General features: G+C 63.1%; 14 protein-coding genes and 1 pseudogene. 9 read left to right on the top strand and 6 right to left on the bottom strand.

Annotation, left to right across the window (positions count from 1 at the left end):
• Positions 1-68 precede the first annotated feature (68 nt).
• The 5 genes from Q7U29_RS24385 (at position 69) to Q7U29_RS24365 (ending at position 4,746) form a co-directional block, all read left to right on the top strand.
• Positions 69-896 (top strand): ABC transporter ATP-binding protein, encoded by an 828-nt coding sequence (locus Q7U29_RS24385; RefSeq protein WP_304745623.1) that lies wholly within the window; start codon positions 69-71, stop codon positions 894-896.
• Complete coding sequence (locus tag Q7U29_RS24380; RefSeq protein WP_304745621.1) at positions 896-1,684, top strand: ABC transporter permease; 789 nt, start codon at positions 896-898, stop codon at positions 1,682-1,684. The genes Q7U29_RS24385 and Q7U29_RS24380 overlap by 1 nt, the downstream gene beginning before the upstream one ends.
• Positions 1,685-1,926: 242 nt before the next feature.
• Entirely contained in the window at positions 1,927-2,955 is a 1,029-nt protein-coding gene (locus Q7U29_RS24375; RefSeq protein ID WP_304745619.1) for an ABC transporter substrate-binding protein, read from the top strand.
• 9 nt (positions 2,956-2,964) lie between these two features.
• Entirely contained in the window at positions 2,965-3,684 is a 720-nt protein-coding gene (locus Q7U29_RS24370; RefSeq protein ID WP_304745617.1) for an NUDIX hydrolase, read from the top strand.
• A gap of 24 nt (positions 3,685-3,708) precedes the next feature.
• On the top strand, positions 3,709-4,746 hold the full coding sequence (locus tag Q7U29_RS24365) for a low specificity L-threonine aldolase (protein ID WP_304745616.1): 1,038 nt from the start codon (positions 3,709-3,711) through the stop codon (positions 4,744-4,746).
• Positions 4,747-4,755: 9 nt separating this feature from the next.
• Here the strand turns inward: Q7U29_RS24365 and Q7U29_RS24360 are convergent, their stop codons facing one another.
• On the bottom strand, positions 4,756-5,844 hold the full coding sequence (locus Q7U29_RS24360; protein WP_304745614.1) for a Tat pathway signal protein: 1,089 nt from the start codon (positions 5,842-5,844) through the stop codon (positions 4,756-4,758).
• A 152-nt stretch (positions 5,845-5,996) separates the two neighbouring features.
• Between Q7U29_RS24360 and Q7U29_RS24355 the strand changes: the two genes are divergently transcribed.
• The gene (locus Q7U29_RS24355; protein ID WP_304745612.1) at positions 5,997-6,908 is read left to right on the top strand and encodes a polyphosphate kinase 2 family protein; all 912 of its coding nucleotides are present in this window, start codon (positions 5,997-5,999) and stop codon (positions 6,906-6,908) included.
• A 195-nt stretch (positions 6,909-7,103) separates the two neighbouring features.
• Here the strand turns inward: Q7U29_RS24355 and Q7U29_RS24350 are convergent, their stop codons facing one another.
• The gene (locus Q7U29_RS24350) at positions 7,104-8,543 is read right to left on the bottom strand and encodes a DUF1254 domain-containing protein (protein WP_304745610.1); all 1,440 of its coding nucleotides are present in this window, start codon (positions 8,541-8,543) and stop codon (positions 7,104-7,106) included.
• 323 nt (positions 8,544-8,866) lie between these two features.
• Here Q7U29_RS24350 and Q7U29_RS24345 point away from each other — a divergent pair, with 323 nt between their 5' ends.
• From Q7U29_RS24345 to Q7U29_RS24335, 3 genes and pseudogenes are all read left to right on the top strand, one after another.
• Positions 8,867-11,017, top strand: a complete 2,151-nt coding sequence (locus tag Q7U29_RS24345) for a methyl-accepting chemotaxis protein (protein WP_304745608.1) — start codon at positions 8,867-8,869, stop codon at positions 11,015-11,017.
• A gap of 113 nt (positions 11,018-11,130) precedes the next feature.
• The gene (locus Q7U29_RS24340; RefSeq protein WP_304745606.1) at positions 11,131-11,718 is read left to right on the top strand and encodes an HdeD family acid-resistance protein; all 588 of its coding nucleotides are present in this window, start codon (positions 11,131-11,133) and stop codon (positions 11,716-11,718) included.
• Positions 11,719-11,732: 14 nt separating this feature from the next.
• Positions 11,733-12,149 (top strand): annotated as a pseudogene (locus Q7U29_RS24335) (serine hydrolase); the annotation flags it as partial.
• A gap of 229 nt (positions 12,150-12,378) precedes the next feature.
• On the opposite strand, the gene Q7U29_RS24330 reads toward Q7U29_RS24335, so the two are convergent.
• The 4 genes from Q7U29_RS24330 to Q7U29_RS24315 form a co-directional block, all read right to left on the bottom strand.
• Positions 12,379-13,380: an N-acetylmuramoyl-L-alanine amidase gene (locus Q7U29_RS24330; protein WP_370691822.1), complete on the bottom strand. Its 1,002-nt coding sequence runs from the start codon at positions 13,378-13,380 to the stop codon at positions 12,379-12,381.
• A gap of 180 nt (positions 13,381-13,560) precedes the next feature.
• The gene (locus tag Q7U29_RS24325) at positions 13,561-14,577 is read right to left on the bottom strand and encodes a hypothetical protein (RefSeq protein ID WP_304745774.1); all 1,017 of its coding nucleotides are present in this window, start codon (positions 14,575-14,577) and stop codon (positions 13,561-13,563) included.
• A gap of 317 nt (positions 14,578-14,894) precedes the next feature.
• Positions 14,895-15,248 carry a hypothetical protein gene (locus tag Q7U29_RS24320; RefSeq protein WP_304745604.1) on the bottom strand — a complete coding sequence of 118 codons (354 nt, stop codon included), beginning with the start codon at positions 15,246-15,248 and terminating at the stop codon, positions 14,895-14,897.
• 168 nt (positions 15,249-15,416) lie between these two features.
• Positions 15,417-16,598: a D-alanyl-D-alanine carboxypeptidase/D-alanyl-D-alanine-endopeptidase gene (locus Q7U29_RS24315; RefSeq protein WP_304745602.1), complete on the bottom strand. Its 1,182-nt coding sequence runs from the start codon at positions 16,596-16,598 to the stop codon at positions 15,417-15,419.
• Positions 16,599-17,034: the final 436 nt, after the last annotated feature.

Below are 17,034 nucleotides of genomic sequence, written 5' to 3'. Positions count from 1 at the left end.
GCCGCCGTGCCGCGTTGAACTTATCCTTCGCAGACGCTAAGGCATCATGCAAACCTGGAGGGGACACGGTGGATACCACAAAGCCGACGGCGGTCGCGCTGGATGACGCGACAGTGGCGTTCCGGCTGGCCGATAACAGGGTCTATACCGCGGTCGAGCAGGCCAGTCTTTCGGTCGAGCATGGCGAGTTCGTCGCCATTGTCGGGCCCACCGGCTGCGGAAAGTCGACCCTGCTCAACGTCGCTGCCGGGCTGCTCAAGCCAGCCTCGGGCGCAATCCGCATCTTCGACCAGCCGCTGACCGGGCTCAACAAGGACGCCGGCTACCTGTTTCAGGCCGATGCCCTGTTCCCCTGGAAGACCGCGATCGACAACGTCGCCATCGGGCTCGAGATCAAGGGCGCGCCGCGCGCCCAGGCGCTGGAGCGCGCACAGGGCTGGCTGACCTCGGTCGGCCTCGGCGCCTTCGCGGGCCGCTATCCGCACATGCTGTCGGGCGGCCAGCGCAAGCGCGTCGGCCTCGCCCAGGTGCTGATCCGTGATCCCAAGATCCTGCTGATGGACGAGCCGTTCGGGCCGCTCGACGCCCAGACCCGGCAGATCATGGGCAATCTGTTGCTGGAACTATGGAACGCCGACCGCAAGGCGGTGCTGTTCGTGACCCACGATCTGGAGGAGGCGATCGCGCTGGCTGACCGCGTCGTGATCATGTCGGCGGGGCCGGGCGCGCGCATCATCGGCGACTGGCGGGTGCCGCTCGCCCGCCCGCGCGACATTTCAGAGGTCCGCATGGAAAAGGAGTTTCACGCGCTGCACAAGGAGATCTGGAGCGTGCTGAAGGACGAGGTGATGAAGGGCTATGCGCAGTCGTCGCAGGCGCCGGCGGAGGTCGCATGATGAGCCGGCCCGTTCTGCTGCTGTGCCAGTTGATGGTTGCCGTGGTCGCCCTCGCGCTGTGGCAGTTCCTCACCACCGTGCCGATCTTCGGCCGCGTCCTGCTGCCGCCGTTCTTCTTCTCCAACCCGGTGGATGTCGCCAGCCAGATCGTCGACTGGTTCGTGCGGGGCGTGATCTGGAAGCATCTCCTGATCACGCTGCTGGAGTCGGTGCTCGCCTTTACGATCGGCTCGGTGGCCGGCATCGTGGTCGGCTTCTGGTTCGCGCGCCAGCCGCGGGTGGCGGCGGTTTTCGATCCCTATATCAAGATGGCCAACGCGCTGCCGCGCGTGGTGCTGGCGCCGATCTTTGCGCTGTGGCTCGGGCTCGGCATCTGGTCCAAGGTCGCACTCGGGGTCACCCTGGTGTTCTTCATCGTGTTCTTCAACGTCTACCAGGGCGTCAAGGAGGTCAGCCCGACCGTGCTCGCCAATGGCCGCATGCTCGGCATGAGCGAACGGCAATTGACCCGGCATGTCTACTGGCCGTCGGCGCTGTCGTGGATGTTCTCCTCCCTCCACACCTCGGTCGGCTTTGCCGTGGTCGGCGCCGTGGTCGGCGAATATCTGGGCTCGGCGGCGGGGCTCGGCTACCTGATCCAGCAGGCCGAAGGGATCTTCGACGTCGCCGCGGTTTTCGCGGGCATGTTCGTGCTGTCCGCTTTCGTCATTCTGATTGATCTGCTGGTGACCTTCGTCGAGCGGCGGTTGCTGGTCTGGCGGCCGGACGGCGCCGCAGGCCACGGCTGAAGGACGTGTGCAGGGCTTTCTCAGCGTCATTGCGAGGAGCACTCTTGTCCGCCGAAGCCCGCCTTCGGGCGAAGGCGGATGCGACGAAGCAATCCATTCGACGAAGCAATCCATTCTTTCTTTTTGCTGAGAAATGGATTGCTTCGCCGCGCTCGCAATGACGTGGAGGCGGCATAACAAGCTTCTCAAGCGATGCGCACTGCTCTATCGTGCGCGCAACCGATGAATGCACGGAGGATATCATGCGGAAGATGTTGGGCAGGCTGGCCGGAGCCGTTGTCGCGCTGGTGCTGACATCCGGCCTTGCGGTGGCGCAAACCAAGGTCACCGTTGCGATCGGCGGCGGCGCCTGCCTGTGCTATTTGCCGACCGTGCTGGCAAAACAGCTTGGCGAGTACGAAAAGGCCGGCCTGGCCGTCGAACTGGTCGACCTCAAGGGCGGTTCGGATGCGCTGAAGGCGGTGCTCGGTGGCAGCGCCGACGTGGTTTCCGGCTATTTCGACCACTGCGTCAACCTCGCCGCCAAGAAGCAGGAACTGCAGTCCTTCGTCGTCTACGATCGTTATCCGGGGCTGGTGCTGGTGGTAGCCCCCTCGCATAACGACAAGGTCAAATCGATCAAGGATCTCGCCGGCAAGAAGGTCGGCGTCAGTGCGCCGGGTTCCTCGACCGACTTCTTCCTGAAGTACCTCTTGAAGAAAAACGGCGTCGCCGCCTCTGATGTCGCCGTGATCGGCGTCGGCCTCGGCGCCACCGCGGTGGCGGCGATGCAGCAGGGCCAGATCGATGCGGCCGTGATGCTCGATCCTTCGGTCACGGTGCTGCAGGGCAGCTATCCGGATCTGCGCATCCTTTCCGATACCCGCACCCAGAAGGATACGCTCGACGTGTTCGGCGGCGAATATCCGGGCGGCTCGCTCTACTCGACGACGGCCTGGGTCAAATCGCACGAGAAGGAGGCGCAGGGCCTCACCAATGCGATCGTCAACACGCTGGACTGGATTCATTCGCATTCGCCGGAGGAAATCATGGCGAAGATGCCGCCGGAAATCGTCGGCAAGAACAAGGAACTCTATCTCGCCGCGCTGAAGAACACGATTCCGATGTATTCGAAAACCGGCTTGATGGATCCCAAGGGCGCCGACGCGGTGCTCGCGGTGTTCAGCGAGAGTTCGCCCGAGGTTGCCAAGGCCAATATCGACCTCAGTAAGACTTTCACCAACAGGTTCGTCGAACAGGCGAAGAAGACGACGGGGACCGGTGCGAAGTAGGCGTCATCGATGACGCCCATCGCTATTCACCGGGTCACCACGCTCGAACTGGATGTGCAGCCCTGGTCGTGGCCGTTCGCGACCGAGCGGGGCGCCGAGATATCGGCGCATTTCGCCGGCAAGCAACGCGAGAAGCCGCAGATCTGGAACGGCCGGATCCTGCTGGCGCGCCATCCCGTCTTCACCGCGGCAGGCTTTCGCGCCGGTTATTTCGAGACCGATTTTGCCTCTTTCCTGGCCTGGCGCGACTGGGGTTTTCCGGACCGTGATATCTTCAATGGTTTCGGGATGGGCGCATTGCGCTGCAACGACGGCGCCTTCGTGCTCGGCGAGATGGGCCAGCACACCGCCAATGCCGGGCGCATCTATTTTCCGTCGGGAACGCCCGATCTCGACGACATCAGCGAAGGCGCGGTCGACATGGCCGGCAGCGTGGCGCGGGAAGTCGCCGAGGAAACCGGGCTGTCCGCGGCCGACTACTGCGCCGATCCGCATTGGGATTGCGTGGTCTCCGGCAGGTCAGTCGCGATGATCCGGATCCTCAACGTCGATACCCCGGGCGAAGCGCTGCGCGCGCGGATCGAGGCCAACCTCGCCCGGCAGCAGGAGCCCGAACTCTGCGCCATCCATCTGGTGCGCGATGTCGGCGACCTCACCGCGGCGATGCCGCGCTTCGTCACCGCCTTTATTGAAGCGCAATTCTCGCCATACCCCATCTACGGCGACTGACTTCATTGAAAGAGGCAATGCGGCATGAGCAGCGAACCCCAGCAATTCGCCAGCGACAATTATTCCGGAATCTGCCCGGAGGCCTGGGCGGCGATGGCCGATGCCAATCATGGCCACGCGCCCGCCTATGGCGACGACCTCTGGACCGCCAAGGCATCGGATGCCTTTCGCGCGCTGTTCGAGACCGATTGCGAGGTGTTCTTTGTCTTCAACGGCACGGCAGCCAATTCACTGGCGCTGGCATCGCTGTGCCAGTCCTACCACAGCGTGATCTGCTCCGACGCGGCGCATGTCGAAACCGATGAGTGCGGCGCGCCGGAATTCTTTTCCAACGGCTCGAAGCTGCTGGTGGCGCCGTCGGCCGGCGGCAAGCTGGTGCCGGAGGCGATCCGCGCCATCGCAACCGCCCGCAGCGATATCCATTTTCCGAAACCCCGCGTGGTGACGGTGACGCAGCCGACCGAGACCGGGCAGGTCTATAGCCTGGACGAGCTGCGGGCGATCTCGGCGGTGTGCCGCGAATTGGGTCTCAGTCTGCACATGGGCGGCGCGCGTTTCGCAAATGCCTGCGCCAGTCTCGGCTGCAGCCCCGCCGACTTGACCTGGCGCGCCGGCGTCGACGTGCTCTGCTTCGGCGGCACCAAGAACGGCATGGCTGCCGGCGAGGCCATCCTGTTCTTCAACCGCAAGCTGGCGGAAGACTTCGACTACCGATGCAAGCAGGCCGGCCAGCTGGCCTCGAAGATGCGGTTTCTGTCGGCGCCCTGGGTCGGCATGCTGGAGACCGGGGCCTGGCTGCGCAACGCCGAGTATGGCAATGCCTGCGCCAGGCGCCTGCAGGAGCAGATCGCCGGGTTGCCCGGGCTCGAGATCATGTTTCCGGTGCAGGCCAATGCGGTGTTCGTTCGGATGGTGGACGAACGGATGACGGCGCTGCGCGACCGCGGCTGGCGGTTCTATACCTTCATCGGCGGCGGTGCCCGCTTCATGTTCGCCTGGGACGCCGAACCCCAGCGCGTCGATGATCTTGCCGCCGATCTGCGCCGGATCGCGTCGGCCTAGCGGCAATCCTCATCCGGCCTCGCGCATGATCTGCTCCGGAGGCCGCCGCAGGGATTTTGGCAGTTCGGGTCCCGTTCCGAACCGCACGACGATATCGGCTCGTCGACCGCCGATGCCCAGGAAGGATGCGAACTGGCTGCGTAACGCGGGTACTTCGACCGGCTGATTGATGAAGGCGTATTTCAGTCCGAGCGCGGTGGCCTGAAGGCCGAAGCGTTGGCAGGCGCGGCCTGCGGCCACCCAATGCGCCCTGTCATTGGCTTCCGAGACGAACACGGCGACACCCGCCGAGCTTTCAATATGCTCGTGATACTTCTTGTTCTCGCCGGCTTCGGCAAAAAGCATTCTCAGGAGCGGCCTTGCCAGCCACGCCGGCACCGCGGGGTTGCCGGACGAACGTGAGAACAGGCCGTCCATGGTGGCAACGGCATCCGCCTCGCTGAAACGCAGCCAGCTCTTGAGCTCATCCATGAATGCCCGGTCGCGCATCTGCACCGAGTTTCCCTGCAACACATAGTCGGTCACGGTCGATATCCTGGACCGGTCGGTGATGATGATCATCGAGGTGCCGGGCTCGCGGCCGGCGGCTTCGAGCAGCCGGAGAGCTTCGCTCGAAACGGATCGGCCGTCATATTTGGCGCGGGTGCTTTGCCGGGCGCCGATGGCTTCGAACAGCGGCGAGCGGCCGGGAGCTGCCGGCTCGAGACCGATGATGACCTTGTCGTCGACCAGCGCCGGCGTCGCGTGCAGTCCCAGGGCCGCCGCGGCGTGCGAGAGGTTTTCGGCCGCGCAGCCCAGGCTGGCGAAGATATGATGATCGTCGGGATCGACCGCCGGACATCTCCGGCCGAAATCCGGCGCGATAGTTACTTCGTTGCCGGCGGCAGAAAAAATCCAGGGCTGCGTGTTGTGACTATTGGCGGCAAGGCTCGCATAGCGCACCAGCTCGCGGTCCCGCGGGGTCGCCTGCAGCGGCCTCCATGTCGATCGCACGGCTTGGTCGTACGTCATGGAAGCAGCATCCGAGGGCGTCGGCCAGAACGCTGCTCCGGCGCCGAGGCCGAGCGCGAATCCCATCAGCTCTCGTCTGTTCAGCACGGCTGCGCCTCGCATATCCAGGCCAGAGGGTTAGCGCGGTTCGCCAAGCGTGCCTTGACGCACATCAACGGCGGTTCGGAGCCGGGGTCTGGCGTCGCACAGGCGCGCCATGTACCGTTCGCACCGACCAGCCAACCGGAGTTTCCGAAGCCATGAACAACAAGTCCTCGCAGTCCCTCAGCGATGAGCTGAAACCGTTCGTGGCGCCGTTTCGTTACGACGGGTCCGGCAAGTTCCATCTGAAGTCGCACAAGACCAATGAGAAGGGCGGTCTCGACAAGGACAAGGCCGGCAAGATTCTCGAGGCCAACCGGCAGCGGCTGAACGATTTTCAGGAAAAGCTGTACGCCCAGGACCGCTGGTCGCTGCTGCTGATCTTCCAGGGCATGGACGCCTCGGGCAAGGACAGCGCGATCAAGAGCATATTCGAGGGCATCAACCCGCAGGGCTGCGACGTCCATTCGTTCAAGCAGCCGACCTCTCACGAACTCGATCATGATTTCATGTGGCGCAGCACGATTGCGCTGCCGGAGCGGGGCCGCATCGGCATCTTCAATCGCTCCTATTACGAGGAATGCCTGGTGACGCGGGTGCATCCGGAGCTGCTGGACAAGCAGAAGCTTCCGCCCAGGCTGGTCACCAAGAATATCTTCCACGAGCGGTTCGAGGACATCACCGCGTTCGAGCGTTATCTGGCGCGCAACGGCACGGTGGTGCTGAAATTCTTCCTCAACCTCTCGAAGGAAGAACAGCGCGAGCGTTTTCTGGAGCGGCTGGACCAGCCCGCCAAGAACTGGAAATTCTCGATGGGCGACATCACCGAGCGCGCGCTGTGGCCGAGATACATGGCGGTATATCAGGACATCGTGCGGCATACCTCGACGCCGCTGGCGCCGTGGCACGTGGTGCCGGCGGACCACAAATGGTTCGCGCGGGTGGTAATCGGCTCGGCCATCCTTACCGCACTTGAAAAGCTCGACCTGAAATTCCCGCGCGCCGACAAGGCCTCGCTGCAGGAGTTCAAGGAGGTGCGCAAGGCGCTGCTGGAAGAGGGAAAGGATTGAGGAAGGAGGTTTCGAAGGTTGCGAAGCGAGGGGAAAGGGCGGTTAGCCCGCCGGCGCTGCCGATGGTGTCCCGCCAGATCACTGCGAGACATGCATGGGAGGCAAATCCGTCCGGCATGATTCCAGCTCCGCGACACTGCGGATGGAATTCATGCCGGCACGAATCCGGGACTCGTGCCCGCGCTTGTCAGATGGTCAGTTCACCTTGACGACTGACGGAGGCTTCCACGAACCGTTGATGATCGAGGGTGATGTATCCTTGGGCCAGTACATCCGCATCATCGGCAGAAAGTCCCCTTTCGGGGCCGGCAGCCAATTGGCTTCCTTGTCCTTGCCCGGCGACTCGTTCTGGAAGTAGAGCGTAAGCGACCCGTCGGCGTTGGGCTTCGGATTGTCGCGCGGGCTGACCGTGAATTTGTTGAGCGCATTGGGAACAAACCACCAGCCCCCGTCGATCATGTACATGGTGATCGACCAGAAACCGTTGACCGGCGGCGTCGCGTCCTTGGCAAACGTCAACGTGTACTTGTTGGCACCGGTCAGTTTTTGGCCCGCAGAATCAATTTCGGTATATGGGTAGACGGCATCACGCTCCTGGTTTGCGGGCCAACCGAAGGCCGCTACCGTGGCGCGTTTGAGGTAATCCGCGGGGCCGTAGGTGCCAAGCCCCTTGGAAACCACCCAGCCATTCACGACCTCGCCCATGCGATCCTTGTTGGCCTCGATCTTCTTCAGAGCGGCTTGCGGTATGTCCTTCAATGCAGCCTGTACAGCCGGATCGAGTTTGGCCATCTCAAATGGTTTGCCGGGAACTACGCCAATCCTCGCCATGGCTGCGACCATCGGCGCGTCGCCCGCTGCGGGTGGGGCGGCTCCGCCCATCAGCTTAGCCATCAGGTTGAAGTAGCCCTCCGTCCCCATTGCGAGAATGACGGCCTGTGGCTTGTCGGTCATGCTGAATCCCGGATTCGGGTTCACAGGCGGCGCCACGGGATTGTAGGGCTTTCCCCAAGCGGAGAGCGGCGTGATCTTGTACTGCGCCTGCAGCGCATTGACGGTCTTGTAATCCTCGTCCGTTCCATCGGCGTAGGTGCGGCCGAGAATGACCATATAGCGCGTCGCGACCGGGAAGTGCTTCATGCCCGACGGCACCTCGCCCTTCCAGCCGGGGCCGGTAAACAGATAGTTGGCAGCCTTTCCATCGGCCGTCCGCTTGCTCGGCGATGACTCGGAATCCGACATCCACAGGTCGGTAATCTCGAACAGATAGAAGCGGCTGCCCATGTCTGGATGGCTGAAGACCTGCGGTTCGTGCAGATCGAGCCAAGTGACCGAATACAGCGTGTCCGCATTCGGCGCGGAAACGCCGCGATAGTCGACCGGCGGATAGCGTGGAACGTTGACGAATTGCCCGGTCGGGCTGGTGAATCCCTCAACCTTGGGCACGTTGCTCATTTGAACGCGCGTGACCTCCGTGGTGATGAGCGAATATCCATAGATGTAAGCGTCCGTCGCAATCTGCTGGGCCTCGGCGGACGTCGTTGACTGCGCATTTGCTGTCAGCGGCGCTGCGGCGCAGGCCGCAAAACCGCAGGCCAGCGCGGCGGATACCAGCGATCTCCTGGTCAATTGCATAATAATTTCCTTTCGAGTTCAAACACTATTTCACGCGTGAGATGCAGGGTCTTTCGAAGCAGGTAACTGACGGTTGCATCTTGCCCCCGGAACCGCCGGGTGTCGATGCGAATAGTCGGTGCCTTACTGTTCAACCTCAAGGGGTGCCCGCAACTGAGATTCGTTCGCACTCGCAAATAGATGTTCTGAGCTTCATAAGTAGTACTACGACCATCAATAAAGATGTTTTTTACCTCAAACTGGAATTTTGGTGGCCGGGCGGCGCGGACCGGTACCGCCTTATTGATCTCATAGATTTTTTTTATGACTCACGGAGCACGGCGATGCGCAGCAATCTCCCAGTCACCAGCGTCGAATATCCCATCACCGACGCCACGCTGATCGTTTCGCGGACGGACACCAAGGGAAGACTGACCTATTTCAACGAAGAGTTTGTTCTGGCTTCGGGCTTTGCCGAAGCGGAGCTGATGGGTCAGCCGCACAACATCATCCGTCACCCGGACATGCCGCCGGAAGCTTTCCAGAATTTGTGGGATACCTTGCAGGCCGGCAAGCCGTGGGTCGGCGCGGTAAAGAACCGCCGCAAGAACGGCGATTTCTATTGGGTGCTGGCGACCGCTTCTCCAATCCGGGAGAATGGGCAGGTCACCGGCTACACCTCGATCCGGACCAAATTGCCCGCCGAGCAGCGGCAGGAAGCCGAACATGTGTACGCGCTGCTGCGTGCGAACAAGGCGCAAGGCTACCGGGTCGACGCCGGTATCATTCGCCGGCGCTCGCCGCTGGACTTTCTCGCATTCTTCACCGGCTCCCTGAATGCGAGATTGATGACGCTGGTGGGGACCCTCGCGCTCTTCATGCTGACCATCGGGCTTGCCGGCATTCTCGCGACGCGGGACAGCAATGCACGGATGAAGTCGATCTACCAGGACCGCGCGGTGCCGCTGACGCAGATGTTCGACATCAATGACCGCATGAAGGACAATACCGTGGCGCAGTACGACGCCGTCACCAATGGCCGCGCCGGCAAGCCGGTGGGCGACATCGCCGGCAGGATCACCGGAAACATCGAGGCCATCTCCAGGACCTGGAACGCATATATGGCCACCAATCTTACTCCCGAAGAGAGGGTCGCCGCCGACAGCTTCACGTCGAAGCGGAAGAGTTATGTCGAGAACGCCATCAGGCCCGCGCTCGCGCTGCTCGCGGATCGCAAGTATGACGAAGCGAGCGCGCTTCTGGCAGGTAAAGCCAGCGAGTTGTTCGCACTGGCCAAGCAGGATCTGGATAAACTGGTGGCGATCCAGGTCAAGGAAGCCAGGGCGGAATACGACGCCGCCGAGCGCCAATACTCCATTGTGATCGCAATCTCTGCCGCTCTCCTGATCACGGGCCTGCTGCTGGGCGGGCTGCTCGGCAGGCAAACGATCCGGGCCATCGTCCGGCCGATCGGACGCCTCAACGGCGCGATGCTGAACATCACACAGGGAAAACTCGATAGCCAGATTCCGGTCGAGCGTGACGACGAGATCGGCGTGGCGCTGCGCAATCTGCAGACGGTGCAGGCCATCGTTCGCTTCGACCGCGAGGAACTGAAAGCCACGGAGAAACGCGCGGCAGTCCAGCGCCGTTCCGACATGGTCAGTCTCGCTGACGGCTTCGAGGGTGCGGTCGGCGAGATCATCGAAACCGTATCGTCGGCGGCAACGGAACTGGAAGCCTCGGCCGGCACGCTGACGACGACCGCGGATCGCTCCATGCAGGTCGCCACCGCCGTCGCCGCGGCATCCGAGGAAGCCTCCACCAACGTTCAGTCGGTGGCTTCCGCGACCGAGGAACTGTCGTCGTCCGTCAACGAGATCAGCCGTCAGGTGCAGGAATCGGCGCGGATGGCGGGCGAGGCGGTCGACCAGGCCCGCACCACCAACGATCGCGTCAGCGAGTTGTCGAGGGCTGCAAGCCGGATTGGCGATGTGGTCGAACTCATCAATACCATTGCCGGACAAACCAATCTGCTGGCCCTGAATGCCACGATCGAGGCAGCCCGTGCCGGCGACGCCGGCCGCGGCTTCGCGGTCGTTGCGTCCGAGGTGAAAGCCCTGGCCGAGCAGACCGCAAAGGCCACCGGCGAGATCGGCCAGCAGATCGCCGGCATCCAGGCCGCCACGCAGGAATCCGTCAACGCCATCAAGGAAATAAGCGGCACGATCGAACGGCTGTCGGAAATATCGTCGACCATTGCAGCCGCGGTCGAAGAACAGGGCGCGGCGACGCAGGAGATTTCCCGCAACGTCCAGCAGGCCGCCCAGGGCACCCAGCAAGTCAGTTCCAACATTACCGACGTGCAGCGCGGCGCCGGCGAAACCGGGTCGGCCTCGTCGCAGGTATTGTCGGCGGCACAGTCGCTTGCCGGCGACAGCAACCGCCTCAAGCTCGAAGTCGGCAAGTTCCTCGACACGGTGAGGGCGGCCTGACGCAAACGCATCGGCACCGGCATGAGGCAGCGCAACGAGGCCACGGGTTGCATTTGAGCGATTGTGGAATACGTTGGACAAGCGCCCTTCCAATCATTCGAGAGGAGTGTCCGATGACCACGGTACAAACTGATCGACAATCCGGAACCGGCCTCGGGTCGGCCATGGTGCATGCCCTGGCGAAAAACTGGTGGCTGCTGTTGTTGCGCGGCATCGCCGCGATCATTTTCGGCGTGCTCGCCTTTGTCTGGCCCGGCCTGACGCTGTTGACGTTGATCCTGTTCTACGGCGCCTTCGCGCTGGTGGACGGCGTGCTTGCGATCATGGCCGCCGTTACCGGCGGCGCACCGGCGCCGCGCTGGTGGCTGGCTTTGGTCGGTCTGCTCGGGATCGCCGCCGGGCTCCTGACCTTCCTGATGCCGGGTGTCAGCGCGCTCGTGCTGCTGTTCTTCATCGCCGGATGGGCGATCGCGACCGGGGTGCTGCAGATCATCGGCGCGATCCAGCTGCGCAAGGAGATCGACAACGAGTGGCTGCTGATCCTCGGTGGCGTCATCTCGGTGCTGTTCGGTGTCGCCATGATGCTGGCCCCCGGCGCCGGCGCGCTCGCGCTGGTCTGGGTCATCGGCATCTATTCGGTGGTCCTGGGAGTGACGTTCGTCGCGCTGGCGTTTCGGCTGAAGAAGCACAGCCATCCCTGATGTGAGCGAGTGAGCAGGATGATGTCGGCGGCGCCTGCGCCTTTGCCACCGTCGGTGACTATCTGCGCTTCGGCCAAATGCTGCTCAACGGCGGCGAGCTCGACGGCCAGCGCGTGCTTGGTCCGAAGACAGTGCATCACATGATCTCCAACCACCTCGGGCCGGAGATCAAGAATAACGTGGCCAATGTGGAGCCGCATCGCGGCGGCTTTACTTTCGGCCTCGGCGTGGCCGTCCGTACCAGCGAGGGTCTGTCGGCGGTTCCCGGCAACCCCGGCGAGTTTTCCTGGAACGGCGCCTACGGCACGCAGTTCTTCTGCGATCCGAAGGAGCGCCTTGTCGTGGTGGTCGGAACCGCGGCGCCCGGCGAATTGCGGAAATACTACCGCGAGCAGGTCCAGGACATCGTCTATGGCGCGATGGTGAAATGAGGCGCATCGGCGAGGATGACTGACGCCGCGTCCCGGCGTCAGAGCGGACCGATGCGTGGCCCGGCGCACCCCCGTCCCTCATGGTGAGGAGCGCGTTGGCGGCGCCCTTGCGCCGCCCGGCGCGCGTCTCGAACCATCTGGCACATTACCTGCTGCCATCCTTCGAGACGCATCGCTCCGCGATGCTCCTCAGGATGAGGTCCGGCTCGCTGGAGCACTCGCCCCGGCGTCAGAGCGGACCGAGGATGGCCCATCGCCGGTCGCAGAATTGCTTCACCGCTGCCGTGACACCCGTGCTGATGATATCCTGGCGTTCCCGCGAGTCCATCGCGAGTTCCTCGTCCCGGTTGATGATGGAGCCCGCCTCCAGCAGGACGGCGGGCATCCGGGTTTTTCGCAGCACGACGAGTTCGTCGTAGCTGTAGACGCCGGTTTCCTTGTTCAGCAGCGGGTGCCGGTGCCGGCCCATGATCGGCTGGCTGTATTGCTCGGCATAGGGCAGGCCGAAGGCCTTGATTTCCTTGGCTACCAGTTCGGCGAAGGCGAGGCTCGTCTTGAAGTCCGGATTTTTGCGCGAGACGAACACGGAATAGCCCCTGAAGCGGTCGCTGTAATACCTCTTCTTGCCCTCGAATTCCCAATCCTCGAGGAATTTGTCGGGTACGGAATCGTGGTGGATCGACAGGAAGAGATTGGCTTGCAGAGCGTTGGCCGCGGCAACGCGCTTGACCAGGCTGTGCCTGGCCTTGCCCTCGGTCAGCAGCAACCGGGTCTCGGTAAAGCCGTCCGCCTTCAATGTCTGCTCGATCCGCCGCGCCAGCCGATGATTGTAGAGAAACTCGGCGACGTTGCGCGCGCTGTTCGCGCCTCCCGATTCGGCGGTATGTCCGACATCCACGACGATCCGGAATTTCGCGGGATCGCAGGTGGGTCCTGCCGGTTTGAAAGCGGAAGGGCTCAACGAGACCGGCCCCAGCGCGGCAAGTCTGACATTGCGGGGCTTTGGTGAGACGGCAGGCCCCGCCAGGGTAGCAGGCCCCGCCAGGGTGGCACGCCCCGTCGGGGTAGCGCGCCCTGCCGGGGTAACCCGTTTCGCCGGGGCCGCGCGCTTCGCCACGGTGGCGTTGTTTGGCGAGGCGGCTTGCCTGGGGTTCTTGTCGGCCTTTGACGACCCCTTGAAGACATCCGACAGCCAGCCCGCGTCGCTGGCCTCGATCGGCAGCAGGACCATTGCGGCTATCGCCGCGATGATGGTGCGGCGACGGGGCCGGACGGCAAGGCCTGAGCCGGCGGATTTTCTCCCTGGTGACGGCAATTCCTGCTTCCCCCGGCGTGGTCCGCTTCGAGCCCCGTGACGGCATGGCGACGCAAGACGTTCAAGGGTCATTATGTCCGATGGAGGCCTGCCATTTCAACCCTTTGACCGTGCCTTGATCTCGTCGAATATCGAAAGCGCCTTTTCGAATTTGGCGTTGAACAGCCACATTGCATCGAGAATTTCGCGGAAGGTCGCGGATGTCCTTGCCCTGTCGGCTCGTCCATAGGCGAACATGCTGTTGTTGCGCAGATATCCCATGATGACAGGGTCGGAAACTCTGTAGCTCATGGGGTTGCCGGACCGGAGCGCGGATTTGGTCGGACTGGGAATGATCTGGATCAGCTCGAAGAGCTTCATTTGATCGATCGGATCGGGCAGCCTCTTCACGATCGCCGGGACCTGCGGGAAAATATCGGCGTGGGCGTTCATCAGCGCGTCCCGTACCGAGGTCCAGTGGTTGTAGCGACGGTCCAGATTGCCGAGCCGTGCCTCCTCCCTGTCGTCGCGAAGGTTCAGGCCGGGATCGAGCGATGCGATCGATGGTTTCAGCGCGGCCCACTTCCTTCGGCCGTTTTCAGCTTCAGGCGGGCCTGTCTGCAGGCTCCCCTTGTATTTGTTCGAGCGCGCATTCCCGATGGTCTGGTTGCCGTTGGTCTCGGCAAAGAACAGTCCCAGGCTGATGCGGCCTGCTGCTTCGGCATCCGCATCTCCGAGACCCTTGGCGCGCGCAATGACCCTTCCGAGATCGACGACGTCCTTGAACGGCGTATCCGATTTTTGCGCGTTGGCGGGCGGCGCCTGCATCACCTCGAAAAGCCTGACGTACTCATCGAGCAGCGGTTCGAGGGCGGCATCGAAATACGCCGGCGGGATTCCCAGTTTATTGGGCCTTCCGATTCGGGATGGAAGAACGTCGGTGAGGTCCTTGTAGGCGCTCATCGTGCTGTTGCGCGCAAGGTAGAGCGCTTGTCCCGGCAGATTGGGCAGCGGCTGTTTCGAATCGATCTGCGCGCGCCGCTGGCGCAGGATCGCTTTGAAGCCGTTCAGTGCATGATCATATGCCGCGAGCGCATCCGATTGCGCCTTCGTGAGTGCGCCCGGCTGAGCCATGGCGGGGGAGATGAAGCCGGTATAGCCGACCTCGGCCGAGACCAGCGCCGCGATCGTCGTGACGATCCCATCGACGGCGATGGCGGCCGGTGGTGTGAACAAGAGTCCGACCGCAAGGGTGGTCGCTCGCGCGGCGCCATGTCGTTTCATTCCCATGTCAGTCCCCGAACGCTCCGAGCTTCACCGGATGCGACTCGCTGGACCGTAAACGGAAAACGCACCGCTTGGCGAGACGCATGACCCCAAATCCGACGCTCGGCGATCGAGGCGGCCTCGGTTCGGCTCAGGTATCGAAGCGCGGGCGATCGTCTCGCCGATCAGGCGGCGTCGAGTTCCCGCGCCTTGCCGTCGGCCGCCCATTCGGTGACCTGACGGTGCTCGTTGTCGATCAGCAGAAACAAGTCGAAGTACTGGATCGTGGGATAGCCGCCGGAACGCGTCTTGACCGCCTCGCGCCATTCGTCGTTGTGCGCCTTCCTGGCGGCCTCCACCGACGGCCAAATGTAGATTCCGGCGCTGGTGCCCTCGTCCGTGCCAACTCCCAACGCGAAGTGCTTGCGCAGAAGGTCGCGGTTCGCCACCCACTTCGAAATCGTATGCTTGGAATCTTCGAGCACCCGCGCGCGGTCCCAGTCGGCGGGCGTCTTGAACGTCACAAATTCCAGGATCATGTCATGCTCCGTCGCGCCCCTTCAGTCATTGGGCGCTCGACGCAGGATTACCGATTATGTCCTCGCGGGCAACGTGGGAATCCGACGCTCGGGATCGCTGTTCGCATTGCGAGCCGGCGTTGATCAAGTGACTGCCGCGAAACATCGGCGCCTTTGGCGAAACAGCCGCTACAGCCCGGACTGGATAGTCCGGAGCAGCCGGAAGCGCATCTCGTCGTCATTACTCGTGAGCGAGATCACGAAACGCACCCGTCCGTGGCCTGAGGTGTCGGCATAGCCCGCGAGCGTGCGGACCCCCTCCATGGTGCCGGTCTTGTTCGTGCCGCCGTCACGGCCGCGGAGCAGGTCAGCGTGGGGCGCGAAGAGCTCGAGCACTTTAGCGAGGCCGCGGGCGGTAAGGTGGTTGTTGCGGCTGATGCCCGAGCCCTCCTCGAGATGGATGGCCGCGGCGAGACCGTGCGCGGCGAGCATCTCGTTCGCGACCTGGAGCGACTTCTCGAGGCTGACTGGCCCGCCCAGGCGGTGTCCGCCGATCTCCAGGAACACCTGGTTGGCGATGTAGTTGTTCGATACGCGGAGCAGCTCGACGAGGATATCCGAAAGGGTGCGCGATTGTCGGTGAACGTAGACCGGCTCCAGTCCCTCGGGTACGGGTCCGGTAGAGATCTTGCCCTTCACCCTGCCGCCGGCCCGCCCGATGAACGCCGCGATCAGCTCGCCGGCATATTGCAGGCTCACCATGGGGTCCTGGCTCAGGCTGATGCGGCTGCTTCCGTCAGGGCGCCGCAGCCGGAACTGGCTGATAGCGAGCGGGGTGATCGGAGTCTGCTTCTCGGCGGAGCGCACCTTGTCGCCACGGCGCACCGCGTAGACGGTGTTGAAATTCACAGCCAGCGCGGAGTTCAGCGCATTGTAGGCTTCGTCGGTGTCTTCGATGCCGGGGATGCGGAGGTTCGAAGGGTAGTAGCTCGCGTCCAGCACGATGCCGGTGATCGGCTTCTTGCCGACCGCCGCGACCAGCTTTGTCGCGAGCGGCGCCAGTTCCTCCGATATCAGGAAAGGATCGCCGCCTCCGCGCACGTAGAGCACCCGCTTGTCGTCGAGGTAGAAGCGGGTCTTGAAGCGGTAGTCGCCGCCAAGGACCTCCATCGCCAGCCAGGCCGTCACGATTTTGGTGACGGAGGCCGGGACGAAAGGCTCATCGGTGTTCTGGGCCACCAACTCGTTGTCCCTGGCGTCCATCACGAGCACAAGCCCTTGCGGAGCGAGGGCCGCGACGTTCTCCTTGACGCCGGCCAGGGCCGGGGCGGGTAGCAGGAGCAAAGCGAGGGCGAGCGAGCGAGACCACATGGCGACTCCTGCGTGGGCGCAGCGCCGGCAAACTTCGGACCTATGCTGGCGATACTCAAGCGTTAAGTCGGTCCGAGCGCGGAATTTCTGCTTATGGCACTTTTCGGACTTGCGCCGGGGAGTGTGACTTCGTGTGACCACCCGACGGGCAAGCGACTTCTGGTTATCGGAAAACATGTCAAGCCCCTGTTGCAAAAATATTCTGCTTTTCAGAAATCGCAAATCAGTGCATATACACGGCTGTCTCGTCCCACTCGAGGGGCGTATCCGGATCGTCAGAGACGCGGGGCGGGATGCGGTGGACGCGGCAGCGTCGGGCGCGCAGGTGGTTGCAGGGCGGGATCAACTCCGTGAGCGACCATACGGCGGGCAGACGGACGGCATTGCAGCGTACGGCAAAATCGTGTGGACCCGACGCCCGATGCTGGCGTCAAGT

Origin of the sequence: Bradyrhizobium sp., from assembly GCF_030654605.1 — a bacterium.
Lineage (GTDB): Bacteria > Pseudomonadota > Alphaproteobacteria > Rhizobiales > Xanthobacteraceae > Bradyrhizobium.
Note: the sequence above shows the minus strand (reverse complement) of the source record. Positions and strands in the feature narration are given on the sequence as shown.

Excerpts from the sequence above, each read along its gene's own strand:
- Q7U29_RS24380 (WP_304745621.1), top strand. The coding sequence starts at position 896 with ATGAGCCGGCCCGTTCTGCTGCTGTGCCAGTTGATGGTTGCCGTGGTC.
- Q7U29_RS24340 (WP_304745606.1), top strand. The coding sequence starts at position 11,131 with ATGACCACGGTACAAACTGATCGACAATCCGGAACCGGCCTCGGGTCG.
- Q7U29_RS24325 (WP_304745774.1), bottom strand. The coding sequence starts at position 14,577 with ATGGCTCAGCCGGGCGCACTCACGAAGGCGCAATCGGATGCGCTCGCG.
- Q7U29_RS24350 (WP_304745610.1), bottom strand. The coding sequence starts at position 8,543 with ATGCAATTGACCAGGAGATCGCTGGTATCCGCCGCGCTGGCCTGCGGT.
- Q7U29_RS24375 (WP_304745619.1), top strand. The coding sequence starts at position 1,927 with ATGCGGAAGATGTTGGGCAGGCTGGCCGGAGCCGTTGTCGCGCTGGTG.
- Q7U29_RS24345 (WP_304745608.1), top strand. The coding sequence starts at position 8,867 with ATGCGCAGCAATCTCCCAGTCACCAGCGTCGAATATCCCATCACCGAC.
- Q7U29_RS24320 (WP_304745604.1), bottom strand. The coding sequence starts at position 15,248 with ATGATCCTGGAATTTGTGACGTTCAAGACGCCCGCCGACTGGGACCGC.
- Q7U29_RS24330 (WP_370691822.1), bottom strand. The coding sequence starts at position 13,380 with ATGGTCCTGCTGCCGATCGAGGCCAGCGACGCGGGCTGGCTGTCGGAT.
- Q7U29_RS24370 (WP_304745617.1), top strand. The coding sequence starts at position 2,965 with ATGACGCCCATCGCTATTCACCGGGTCACCACGCTCGAACTGGATGTG.
- Q7U29_RS24355 (WP_304745612.1), top strand. The coding sequence starts at position 5,997 with ATGAACAACAAGTCCTCGCAGTCCCTCAGCGATGAGCTGAAACCGTTC.
- Q7U29_RS24315 (WP_304745602.1), bottom strand. The coding sequence starts at position 16,598 with ATGTGGTCTCGCTCGCTCGCCCTCGCTTTGCTCCTGCTACCCGCCCCG.
- Q7U29_RS24365 (WP_304745616.1), top strand. The coding sequence starts at position 3,709 with ATGAGCAGCGAACCCCAGCAATTCGCCAGCGACAATTATTCCGGAATC.